Raw genomic sequence first — 10,822 nt, forward strand, 5'->3', positions numbered from 1 at the left:
ATTATTCACTCCCCTCTGTTCGCTTATTTTTTACCCATAAATTGTGAATGGCTGCATTTTTATCCCCAGACAATACTCCAACTACTTCGTTTACTGTCTGATTGGAACGAAACTGTTTAATTGTATTATTTTCACCCATAAAATATCCGGATGACTGACCAATATTGGTGATCGAAATATTCCCCAATGTTAAATGGATCATTAGATTTGCTCTCCTTTCAACCAGCCTCCATTACTACAATAGTCTATTCAGTTTATGGGCGGATGACACAGTCTTTTAAGTAAGGGCACCAGACTCATTTCACTTACATAAAGTAAAAATAACCTAAATAGAAAAAAAGAGGTGTCAATAGATGCTAAAATCATTAAATTTAAATTTTTCAGGTGGTATTCATGTTCAAACAATGCAAAGACAATCTGGTATTTTTATTGGAGAGAGAAATGTTGCGATTGGTTGGAGCTCACATGGTAAAGAAAATAGTGTAATTGGGACTATTAGCGGCCAATCCAATCTCCTGCTACACAATATTTCGATCCTAAATGATCCTGATTTTGTCGATACACCAATCGATGATCGCGACATCCATATTTCTATTGAAAATCCAGATGACGAAAATACAACAACCAATCTTACTCTTGAAAGTCTTAACATCAATCGAATGGAACAAAACAGTTCAGTCTTCCTTGGAAAGGGTCATGTAACGGGGATGGATGCCAATCAAAAAATAAATAATTCACAAGGTGCCGTAACTGGGAATTACAATCAGCAGGTAAGTAATTTAAATATAAATCATGACGAAGATATGATAGATGCCATTATAGATGATCGGGATATTAAAATAGCAACATGGGAAAAGAGTTCAGAAATCGATTAACCGGTATACAGTTTTTTGAGAAGTCTCTTACGAATCATAATGAAAACGAAATCCTTTTGAAGTTTTGATTAAAGTTTCTTGATTAGAGGAGGTTTTATCAGACATTTCCTCTGATTTGGAACCTTTCGGGTTGATCTGCTGATTAAGTGCTTCTGCTAAATCATTTGTCGTACTAATATTGTTTCCTATAATTAATTTACCGCTTAACTCGTCAATATCAATTTTATCTAAGTGAAAGACGATATTTTCCAAATGGTCTATTTGTACGGTATCAAAATGAATATTTCGTGCATTTCTTTGATTTTGCTGCTGTTCCAGTAACTCGATGATTTGATCTAACTTTGCTATAAGGTGAGAGGCTGGTATAGGCTCTTCCACCTGTTCTTTTTCCTTCTGTTTTTTCTTAGAAAAAATCCAGAACATAAGTTCCCTCCTTAACGTGGGTGGCTGGATGGGAAATTTAAAAAACTGAAAATGCTATATATCACTTGTAAGAATTTTACTATTCAGAAAGTCACCTTTCTTGGGACTCTTTATTAATATATGGCTGCATTGTTAAATGAATATCAATATTTGGGTGAAACCTTTTATGCTGTTTCCATTCCTTTTTGCTGCCGCTCCCCCTATAACTAATATTAATCAATAACTCCCGATTCCGTAATGGTTACATTTGCATGAACGTTTACTTGTAAATCCTTATAATTTGCTTCCCACTTATTAAAATCGAAATGTCTAGTTTTGCTTTTAATAAAATGTCCAAATCCTACAGGGTCAAGATTTTTTGCTTGAAATCTTTTGGTTAACCTAACACATTCGGATTCAATATTATTTTCTAAGTTTTCCTCTATTTTTTTTATTTTCTGGGGTGTTATACGTAAACCCGAGTATTCATTTAAGATGGCCTTAACATTAATGTTGACCGTAACTTTGTAAGGTTTTCTTGAAGAAAGACGCATTTTGTAATTCGAACGAATACTTTCAATGGCAGCAGCATCTTTACCAAGATTCACTTTTAACGTTCCTTGACTGTATTTATCTACTAACAGCTTAAAGTAAAACATTTTTTCAGCCGGAATGGTATCGATGACATGCCCATATCGAAAAAAGCTGAGACCGCTAATTTCAATGTCCTCCTTGCCCCACTTTTTTAAGCGGGGAAGATAAGGGGTCTTTCCTTTCTGGTTAAAATCAAATAAAAAACGCTGAAGGTCTGTTTTGGGCACGTCTTTTGATTGCATATTATGGCGGATAAGATGGGATAGATAAATCGCATTGCCTCTTTCTCCATAATTTCCATTAATCACAGACTTTGAATCTCCTTCAGTTACAGCTAAGTATAATCTTGCCCCTATGCTTGGATCACGTTGAAAGGAGTCAATTAAGTCCAAAATTCCCTTTTCATTTGCAAGCCGTTCACCAAATAGGACCACTTTAAGACTCCCTGCTACAAGTGGATCAGAAGATTGGCGTTGTACATCTCTGATAAAATCCCGGCTTAAATTAGAGGAAGCTGAAAAGGTCTTGTTACTAACTGATTTATTAGATAAATAGATCGGAACTAATGCAGTCCCGCGAATTTTCCCGCCTATATAATCATAGGCAGCTCCTGTCTCTAGATTGACATCATCGACGATCTCCTTCTGGACACAACCTGTAAGGAATGTTAATAGGATAAGAACAGCACAAAGAACTTTCATTTCTTTTTCACCCTCTTTACAATCATCACAAGAACAAAGAGAAAAGGGATATAGACATAATTTAGGAAAAAGGAAACTATTCCTGTGTAGTCAAGTACGGTATTTATCTGCTCTCGTGTTTTTAAAAAATTTATCAAAATTAACACCACTACTGATAAAAGAAGGACACCATGCTTTTGTTTTAGGCGGGTAACCCGTTTTAAAATCCGGCTTCCACACCAAAGGGCAAGACAAATATTAGGCAGGATGATAATATTCCAATTGGCGATCCCAATGTATTCAAACCTCTCCACAAATGGCATCTCGACCACTTTCCAAATAGTTAAGGTAGCCCAGATATTTTTTTGGAGCTGACCTTCAGAAAAATAGGAAAAGGTGGTAATGGTGATGACCGTATAGAGAATCGTGGTATATAGGACACCCAGGTGAGCCCATTTCTTAGACTTCTCGGGATCTTTGATATAAGGATAAAAAAATAAAAGTGTTTCATAACCAAGATAGGTAAGTGACATATGATAGGCTGCCTTAATCAAATCGCTGATCGAGTGATCAAAGATTGGAAGTAAGTTTCTGAAATCGGAATAGGGGAAGGCAAAGAAAAAGGTGAAAATTAAGTAAAAAGGAAGAACCACCCCGAAAAAAGCTACCCCTGTGACGGTACGAAAGCCGCCAAATATGATATAGACAGCCAGCAGACAGAAAACGAAGGAATACCAAAATGTACTCATATCCTGAAACATCCAGACTTGAACTACTTCAATAAATGACCGGAGCAGGATGAGCGCGACGCATAAAAAGTAGAGAACAAAAGGAAGTGAAATAATCCGGCCCAATTTATCGCCAAAAACATAGGAATGGGCAGATATAAAATCGCCTTTTACTGTCCCAAGAATCTTATACATCATATATAAAATGACATGAATGCTTAGTCCGGCTAAAATGACCGAAATCCAGGCATCATATCCAGCCGTTAACGCAATAATACGCTGAAACCCTAAAACACCAATGCCTAACTGCATGGTATGGATTAGAAAAAAGACCAAAAAAGGCGATATTTTTGCTTTTTCAGGTACTAAATGTTCCATAGACCCTCCTCCGCTTTACTCGTCAATGTCACTTCTTCCAGGATAACGAACAGGATTTTTTGTTCTGAGTGCTTCTGGTCGTAAGGATTGTTTGTTAAATGGCAGTCTGATAAGAGAATCCTTAAGGTCTGTCCTTCTAGGTGGATATAAAGGTTCCAAAAAAGGCCTGTTTAAAGACGTCAGCCGGATTAAATGGGTCATTAAAAAACAAAAACACAAGACAATACCCAGCAGTCCCCAGAGCTCGGCAAAAAACAAAAATGGAAATCGGAGCAGTCGAATGGCATTGCCCATTTTATAAACGGGGGTTGTAAACGAGGCCAATGCTGCAAGAGCTACAATGATAAGCAGAACATTACTCGTTAATCCAGCCTCAACGGATGCCGTTCCAATTACAATACCCCCTACGATACCGATTGTTTGCCCTACCTTTGTGGGCAGACGGGCTCCTGCTTCTCTTAGGAGTTCAATGGTCAGCTCTAAGAAAAATGCTTCTAAAATAGGCGGAAGCGGTATATCTCTCCGGGAAGTAACCAAAGTGTTCATCAAGTCTGTCGGTATTAATTCATAATGATAAGACAATGTCGCGACATAAACAGGTGTGACCAATATCGAAAATGCAACAGCAAAGAGCCGAATTAACCGGAAAAATGAAGCCAGCACCCAATTTAAAAAATAATCCTCAAAGGAACTGAAAAATTCAACCAGTGTAGTAGGTGTAATCAAAGCATGCGGCGAACCATCAACGAATATGGCAATTTTTCCTTCAGCTAAAATAGACGTAACCCGGTCTGGCCGCTCCGTATCCAAAAGCTGTGGAAATGGGGAATTTCGATTATCGCATATCAACTGAACAATATAAGAGCTATCCGTAATCGCATCGAATTCTACATTTTTAAGTCGTTCCATAACGGTTTGGACGTTGGCAGGATCTACGATGCCGTCCATATATAAAATCGATAGTTTTGTTTTGGAAAGTGACCCAAGTGTCAGCTCTTCGACGATTAATTCCTTGACGGGAAGCCGCTTGCGAATAAGGTTTACATTTTGATCTATTGACTCAACAAAGGCCTCTTTCGGACCAATGACACTGAACTCCACTTCGGGTGTTGAAATGCTTCGGACGAGTTCCTTTTGTGCAGCTAAAAATACATAATGATGGCGGTCAGAATCCAACGTCAAAAGGACATAACCAGTGAACAACTTTTGTTCAATCTCAGTTGGATCAGTGCTAATTTGTACATCTGCGAGAGCAATAATTTTCTTTACATCCTCAATTTTTTCAAAGGGTTTCTCCAATAAATAGGGAAGAGCGTTCTCCTGTAAAATGCTCTCATCAATAAGAGTTGAAATGAACCAAATAGAAAACTGTTTATTCGTCGGTACGTTGATGTAAGAGACCTTTTTAAAATCTTTTGACCTCTTGAGGAATTTCTCCAATTCCTCTCTTTCCTGTTGTTGATTATATTTTGAGAACCAGCCCATGTTTACTAATCACCCCAATTTAGCCTGATATTATCGTTTCCCTATATTGGAAGGATTATGAATAACCACGGTTTAGTGCTTGCCATAATGAAAAATGTGCTATTAAAAATTGGAAATCACGACTTTGCATTTCTTAGACCTAAGGGATAAAGAATAGTCCTAAGAGGTGAAAAGTAGTGACTGTTATAACAACCTTTAAAGAAAAAAGACGTGAAAAGCAGATTAAATATGAACGTTCCGTGCTGCGGGATTTATCGATTAATACATTGAAAGAAAGAGTTAAACACTATTTCGGTTCCACGAGCCTTGCGACAAGCTTTGTGATGAATACAGGAATAGAGGAAGCCTGTTATGATGTCGCCTTAGAAGCATTTCTCTTGGGAGCAAAATTCAGTAAGTTTGGCTATTATGGTGAAGACGTAGATGAAGTACGCAAACGATGTTTTAAAGAAGAAAAACATCTGATTGATACGCTCTATAATTTTCTACTCTACTGGGGAAATGGACAAGAAGGCACGATGAGTGAATCCCTTTACTATCTATGCGAACAATATATCATTGTCTGGTGGAAAGAGGGGTATGAAAAAGGGCAGAGACGTCATAAGTTGAGATTACATTAAACGAGGTAAAACAAAAGCATCCTGCTGTAGGACCTACTGAACGAAGCTTCATGAAGGAAAAGGTGCTGCTCAGTAGACTGCTTTAAGGATGCTTTTTACGGTTCTAAAACTTCCCCTTGTCCCATATAGTTAACTGAACAGGGACGAGCGGGAAGGAGGATATGGGTGGCTAAACGCAGAATAAAGATTATTAGCTTTATTACAGGATTAATTGTGTTATTTTTTATACTACAGCATGATTTTAGTGAAAATAATTCATGGAAAACCTGGAACCTTCCTTTATCAGGAAAAATAATCTTGTTGGATGCAGGCCATGGCGGGCCGGACGGCGGAGCAGGAACGGGCCAAACCCTTGAAAAGGATATCGCTTTAGAAATCACCAAAAATGTTCGTGATTATCTACAAGGGCAGGGAGCTCTTGTGATCATGACAAGGGAAAAGGATGAGGATTTAGCTGATCCTGATACAAGGGGCTATAGCCGCAGGAAGGTAGAGGACCTTAAAAAAAGATTAAAAATGATAAATAATACCGACATTGACTTGTTTGTCAGTATTCACTTAAATGCCATTCCTTCTTCAAGATGGAGCGGCGCCCAGACCTTTTATGCTCCGCATCATAAGGAAAACGCTCGAGCAGCAAAATTCATTCAGGAAGAGCTCCGCAGGAATCTTGAAAACACTGAGCGTAAGGCAAAGCCCATCAATCAAGTATATATCTTGAAAAATGCAAAAAAACCAGGTGTCCTGGTTGAAGTAGGGTTCCTCTCCAATCCAAGGGAAAAGGAACTGTTAAAAAAGGAATCTTATCAAGAAAAGGTGTCCGCATCTATTAATAACGGCATTCTGCGCTACTTTACGAATGAAAAAGAATTAAAAGAAACAGATTAAGGGGGATGGAAGCATCTTCCGTTTTTTTATGGTTAAATAGTTAAAAACGTGTGATTGAATTAACTGTTTCTTGTTTAGGTTATGGTATACTGAAAACGGAAAAGAATTCATAGGTGAGGTGCATGTTATGTTAACAGAGAAAAAAGTCCTTGAAGTTCTGGGCGGCCTCAAAGAGCCCTTTTTACATAAAACATTAGCTGAATTAAATGCAATCGAAGAAATTAAAATTAAAGAAGAAAAGAATCATATTAGTGTGAAGGTACTTATTGCTAAAACGGGTACGAGTGAACAACTGCAGCTTCAAACACAAATTGTCAATGTGTTAAAGGAAGCAGGAGCGGCTACCGTGGGGATCCGATTTGCTGAATTGCCTGAAGAAGTATTGGCACAACATCGTAATGCTGAACCTGAGAACAATCAAACTCTCCTTAATTCTAAGGATACCACTTTCATTGCGATTGCCAGTGGAAAAGGGGGCGTTGGTAAATCAACGGTTTCCGTTAACCTGGCTGTTGCGCTAGCTCGTTTAGGCAAAAAAGTAGGACTGATTGACGCCGATATCTACGGATTTAGTGTGCCGGATATGATGGGCATTACGAATCGTCCTGTTGTGCGCGGCGAAAAAATCATTCCAGTTGAACGGTTTGGGGTACAAGTTATTTCAATGGGCTTTTTTGTAGAGGACAATGCCCCTATTATTTGGCGTGGACCGATGTTAGGAAAGATGCTGAATAGTTTCTTCAGTGAAGTAGAATGGGGAGAACTTGATTATTTATTATTAGATCTGCCTCCTGGTACAGGGGACGTTGCTTTAGACGTTCACACGATGCTGCCATCTTGTAAGGAAATTATCGTCACAACTCCACATCCGACTGCAGCTTTTGTAGCAGCACGTGCAGGTGCTATGGCACTGAAAACAGAGCATGAAGTCCTTGGTGTTATCGAAAATATGGCCTATTTTGAAAGTAAGCTAACCGGTGAAAAGGAATATGTGTTTGGCCGTGGCGGCGGTGATAAACTGGCTGAAGAATTAAATACGGTCCTGCTGGGACGTTTGCCGTTGAACCAGCCTGATTGGAATGATGAAGATTTTGCCCCATCGGTTTATCAAGAAGATCATCAAATCGGAAAAATTTACTTAGAAATTGCTGAAAAAGTAGCCGGTCTTTTAAAAAAATAGGCTGTTGGATTTCAGTTGCATAGATTGAATGGGAATCTCAAGGTAAGTAAAAAAAGAAGCCTCAACCTTAATGGGAAGAGGCTTTTTCGTATGGTATTATTTTTTTGATGCTTCCTCTGCAGCTTTTAACAGCAATTCCTGTATTTTAGCTTTATAAAGCGGACTATCAATGGTTTCTGTAATGACCTTTTGAAGGTGTTCCCGGTATTCTTTACTTTTTAACGCATCAGCCATTTGTTTTTGAATATCTGGTTCTTTAAAAACTTGAATCATCATAGTCCGATACTCAGGGTCATTCATTAATTCCTTTAATAAAGCTTTATTTTCATTTTTCATACTTTTAGCTACACCTTGAGCAAACTTCGGATCGCTAAACGTTTTTTTCCAAAAATCAGTCGCTTTATCAGTTGTAAGAGTTGTTTGAATGGTGTCGGCAACAACTTTTTGGTCCATGACAAGCTTTTCTTTCATTGCTTCGGATGTCATCACATCTTGAATTGCCTTCTTACCATCATCGGTTTTAAGAATATCAACAACCATTTTTTTAGTCTGATCATAGTCAGGTTGTACCCCGTTACTTAAATCATTGCTAGAAGAACAGCTAGTCAGGAACAACATGATGGGCAGGAGGAGCACCATACTTTTTCCTCTCATTATTAAAGCTCCTTTCACAAATACATCCTTAATTTTAGGATGAGAAATTAGGACGAGATTATTCGTCCTAAAAAATGAAATTATGGATTTTTCACATTTTGATTGGTACAATCAGTAGGGTAATTATTTTTTGTATGCTGGAGGTTTGATTAGTGACAAGCCGTAATTTGGTAAGACTATTTATGTCCACATTGTTAGTTGGCGGGGTCACGACAGCTATTGTGGGTTTTATCATTCGTTGGGAAGAATTTCAGCCCTATTTTATTGATTTTAAAATCATCGATATTTTATCCACGTTAATTTGGCTGATTGCAATGGGATTTCTGTTTAGTCTCATAAGCCAAATGGGTTTCTTTTCTTATTTAACGATTCACCGCTTTGGGTTAGGGATTTTTAAGTCAGCATCTTTATGGAATTCCGTTCAAGTCGTACTCGTTCTGTTCGGTTTATTTGATTTAGTCTACTTGCGATATGATAACTTTGCTAAACCGGGGGACAGTATCCTTCCTTATTTCGGACCGGCCCTGCTCTTACTAGCTATTGCTTTAGTCGTAGCCTGGTATAAGGTAAAACAAACCAATCGAGGTGCTTTTATCCCTGCATTATTTTTTATGATTGTTGCCACCCTGGTTGAATGGGTTCCAGTGCTTCGCGAGAACGAGAAGAATTGGTTCTATCTCATGATGATTTCTTTACTAGCATGTAATGCCTATCAAATTTTAATCCTTCATAAATTAAACGCTCAATCTGTTCAAGAGAGGCAAAAGCGAACAGAGCAAACCATTCCTAAAACAAAAAACACAAACAAAAATAAAAAAATGACTAAAAAACCGTCCATGTAATATGGGCGGTTTTATCAGTTAAATCAAGTTAATTGATTTCCTTAGAATGGACTTCACCGTTAGCAATCATCTCCGAAATGGATACAAGTTTTAGTCCTTTCTGTCGAATATCAGATAAAATCAGCGGCAGTGCTTTCGCCGTTTGTTTTGCCGAATCTGAGGCATGAAGTAGGACAATATCCCCATCTCCTGCTCTGCTTACATTTTCCACTATTTTTTCAACTCCCGGGTTTTGCCAATCCTTAGAGTCTACTTTCCAGTGAACGACGGTATAACCATAACGCTTTGCAATTTTTAATGTACGCTCATCAAAATGACCTGTCGGTGCCCGTAGAAGCTTGACATTTTTTACGTTTAATTTCGTGAAGACTTCTTGGGCTTTGGAAATATCCTTAGCAATTTTGGCATCCTCCACATCAACGTAATCCACATAATCATAGCCTAGAACTCCAATTTCGTAGCCATCTTTAACGATACGGCTGACAATATCAGGGTGACGTTCGGCCCAGGAACCTGCTAGGAAGAAAGTTGCGGATTTAACATTCTCTTTTTTCAGCACATCTAAAATAGGCTCCGCTTTTTCATCCCCCCACCCAATATTAAACGTAAGGGCTAAATCTTTTTCACCGCGATAAATAGCATTTGTACTTTCTTTTGTGGAAAACACAGGTATCTGGACTAAATTTTCCAGGTAGAGAAACCATGCTGTGAAAAAAGCGGCAATGAGAATCAGTGAAACATTTTTTAACGATTTTCCATTTAATACAAAAAAGAAATTCATTCTTCCCACCTCGTCCAATACTATCCTTGTCTCAAACTATGCTTTGTTTTTTGATAATATGATTAAACTTTTTAATTATAAAATTTCTAAATTTGGAAAAGACTACTATAACTAGATATTTCGCTGGAGGTTTTTCAATGTTTGGGCTTCTAATAAGTGAGAAAGAAGTAAAAGAAATGGAATACCTTATTAAGAGAGAAATGGATGAAATATTATTTGACTTAAAAGATGATCGAATTGATCATATTGTGAAAAGATCAATGGAGGAAAGATACAAGATTCTTTTTACTTTATTTAAGCGGGTTGCCTCTCCTCAAGAATGCTTTAAATATATACGAAGAGGAACAAAGGATCGAAAAAAGGGCTAAAATTAAAAAAATGTGAAAAACACGTTGACATATAATTATTATCTTGTTATATTAATAAACGTCGCTGCTGGCGGTGGAAAATATTCTTTAAAAAAAGATATTGACTTTGCTGGCTGTGGATGATATATTATAAAAGTCGCTTTTAGCGAGATGATAATTTGTTCTTTGAAAACTAAACAAACAAAAACGTCAACAAACAATAATATTAGTTTCTACTTTGAAACTAAGCCAACGTAACAAAATGAGCTAATCAACTTTCATGGAGAGTTTGATCCTGGCTCAGGACGAACGCTGGCGGCATGCCTAATACATGCAAGTCGAGCGAATCAATGGGAGCTTGCTCCTGT

The 10,822-nt window shown here is 37.8% G+C and carries 13 protein-coding genes and 1 rRNA gene; 7 read left to right on the forward strand and 7 right to left on the reverse strand.

Going from position 1 to position 10,822, the window contains the following annotated elements:
- Position 1: 1 nt before the first annotated feature.
- Positions 2-202 carry a hypothetical protein gene (locus V7077_RS16745; RefSeq protein WP_335503965.1) on the reverse strand — a complete coding sequence of 67 codons (201 nt, stop codon included), beginning with the start codon at positions 200-202 and terminating at the stop codon, positions 2-4.
- A 151-nt stretch (positions 203-353) separates the two neighbouring features.
- On the opposite strand from V7077_RS16745, the gene V7077_RS16750 reads away from it, so the two are divergent.
- A complete protein-coding gene (locus V7077_RS16750; protein WP_335503967.1) occupies positions 354-875 on the forward strand; it encodes a hypothetical protein in 522 nt (173 codons plus the stop codon).
- A gap of 27 nt (positions 876-902) precedes the next feature.
- On the opposite strand, the gene V7077_RS16755 is transcribed toward V7077_RS16750, so the two are convergent.
- The 4 genes from V7077_RS16755 to V7077_RS16770 form a co-directional block, all read right to left on the reverse strand.
- Positions 903-1,298: a hypothetical protein gene (locus V7077_RS16755; protein ID WP_335503969.1), complete on the reverse strand. Its 396-nt coding sequence runs from the start codon at positions 1,296-1,298 to the stop codon at positions 903-905.
- A gap of 212 nt (positions 1,299-1,510) precedes the next feature.
- Entirely contained in the window at positions 1,511-2,572 is a 1,062-nt protein-coding gene (locus tag V7077_RS16760) for a Ger(x)C family spore germination protein (protein WP_335503971.1), read from the reverse strand.
- Positions 2,569-3,657, reverse strand: coding sequence for a GerAB/ArcD/ProY family transporter (locus tag V7077_RS16765; protein WP_335503973.1), 1,089 nt, complete (start codon positions 3,655-3,657; stop codon positions 2,569-2,571). Before V7077_RS16765 ends, V7077_RS16760 begins: the two co-directional genes overlap by 4 nt.
- A 15-nt stretch (positions 3,658-3,672) precedes the next feature.
- Positions 3,673-5,142 (reverse strand): spore germination protein, encoded by a 1,470-nt coding sequence (locus V7077_RS16770; protein WP_335503975.1) that lies wholly within the window; start codon positions 5,140-5,142, stop codon positions 3,673-3,675.
- Positions 5,143-5,318: 176 nt separating this feature from the next.
- On the opposite strand from V7077_RS16770, the gene V7077_RS16775 reads away from it, so the two are divergent.
- The 3 genes from V7077_RS16775 to V7077_RS16785 all read left to right on the forward strand — a co-directional run bounded on the left by V7077_RS16775 (position 5,319) and on the right by V7077_RS16785 (position 7,830).
- Positions 5,319-5,762: a YbaK family protein gene (locus V7077_RS16775; protein ID WP_335503977.1), complete on the forward strand. Its 444-nt coding sequence runs from the start codon at positions 5,319-5,321 to the stop codon at positions 5,760-5,762.
- Positions 5,763-5,927: 165 nt separating this feature from the next.
- Positions 5,928-6,650, forward strand: a complete 723-nt coding sequence (gene cwlD / locus V7077_RS16780; protein ID WP_335503979.1) for an N-acetylmuramoyl-L-alanine amidase CwlD — start codon at positions 5,928-5,930, stop codon at positions 6,648-6,650.
- A 127-nt stretch (positions 6,651-6,777) separates the two neighbouring features.
- Positions 6,778-7,830, forward strand: coding sequence for an Mrp/NBP35 family ATP-binding protein (locus V7077_RS16785; protein ID WP_335503981.1), 1,053 nt, complete (start codon positions 6,778-6,780; stop codon positions 7,828-7,830).
- 96 nt (positions 7,831-7,926) lie between these two features.
- Here the strand turns inward: V7077_RS16785 and gerD are convergent, their stop codons facing one another.
- Positions 7,927-8,484 carry a spore germination lipoprotein GerD gene (gerD, locus tag V7077_RS16790; RefSeq protein ID WP_335503983.1) on the reverse strand — a complete coding sequence of 186 codons (558 nt, stop codon included), beginning with the start codon at positions 8,482-8,484 and terminating at the stop codon, positions 7,927-7,929.
- Positions 8,485-8,636: 152 nt separating this feature from the next.
- On the opposite strand from gerD, the gene V7077_RS16795 reads away from it, so the two are divergent.
- The gene (locus V7077_RS16795; RefSeq protein ID WP_335503985.1) at positions 8,637-9,326 is read left to right on the forward strand and encodes a KinB-signaling pathway activation protein; all 690 of its coding nucleotides are present in this window, start codon (positions 8,637-8,639) and stop codon (positions 9,324-9,326) included.
- A gap of 28 nt (positions 9,327-9,354) precedes the next feature.
- Here the strand turns inward: V7077_RS16795 and pdaB are convergent, their stop codons facing one another.
- Complete coding sequence (gene pdaB / locus V7077_RS16800) at positions 9,355-10,107, reverse strand: polysaccharide deacetylase family sporulation protein PdaB (protein WP_335503987.1); 753 nt, start codon at positions 10,105-10,107, stop codon at positions 9,355-9,357.
- Between the two features lie 137 nt (positions 10,108-10,244).
- Between pdaB and V7077_RS16805 the strand changes: the two genes are divergently transcribed.
- Positions 10,245-10,475, forward strand: a complete 231-nt coding sequence (locus tag V7077_RS16805; protein ID WP_235741857.1) for a hypothetical protein — start codon at positions 10,245-10,247, stop codon at positions 10,473-10,475.
- 256 nt (positions 10,476-10,731) lie between these two features.
- Positions 10,732-10,822: ribosomal RNA gene (locus V7077_RS16810) — 16S ribosomal RNA — on the forward strand; the annotation flags it as partial.

The organism is Neobacillus vireti, assembly GCF_036962465.1.
GTDB classification, from domain to species: Bacteria; Bacillota; Bacilli; order Bacillales; family Cytobacillaceae; genus Neobacillus; species Neobacillus vireti_B.

Coding starts and splice junctions, on each gene's coding strand:
- V7077_RS16805 (WP_235741857.1), top strand. CDS start 10,245: ATGTTTGGGCTTCTAATAAGTGAGAAAGAAGTAAAAGAAATGGAATAC.
- V7077_RS16755 (WP_335503969.1), bottom strand. CDS start 1,298: ATGTTCTGGATTTTTTCTAAGAAAAAACAGAAGGAAAAAGAACAGGTG.
- pdaB (WP_335503987.1), bottom strand. CDS start 10,107: ATGAATTTCTTTTTTGTATTAAATGGAAAATCGTTAAAAAATGTTTCA.
- V7077_RS16760 (WP_335503971.1), bottom strand. CDS start 2,572: ATGAAAGTTCTTTGTGCTGTTCTTATCCTATTAACATTCCTTACAGGT.
- V7077_RS16765 (WP_335503973.1), bottom strand. CDS start 3,657: ATGGAACATTTAGTACCTGAAAAAGCAAAAATATCGCCTTTTTTGGTC.
- V7077_RS16770 (WP_335503975.1), bottom strand. CDS start 5,142: ATGGGCTGGTTCTCAAAATATAATCAACAACAGGAAAGAGAGGAATTG.
- V7077_RS16785 (WP_335503981.1), top strand. CDS start 6,778: ATGTTAACAGAGAAAAAAGTCCTTGAAGTTCTGGGCGGCCTCAAAGAG.
- V7077_RS16745 (WP_335503965.1), bottom strand. CDS start 202: ATGATCCATTTAACATTGGGGAATATTTCGATCACCAATATTGGTCAG.
- V7077_RS16750 (WP_335503967.1), top strand. CDS start 354: ATGCTAAAATCATTAAATTTAAATTTTTCAGGTGGTATTCATGTTCAA.
- gerD (WP_335503983.1), bottom strand. CDS start 8,484: ATGAGAGGAAAAAGTATGGTGCTCCTCCTGCCCATCATGTTGTTCCTG.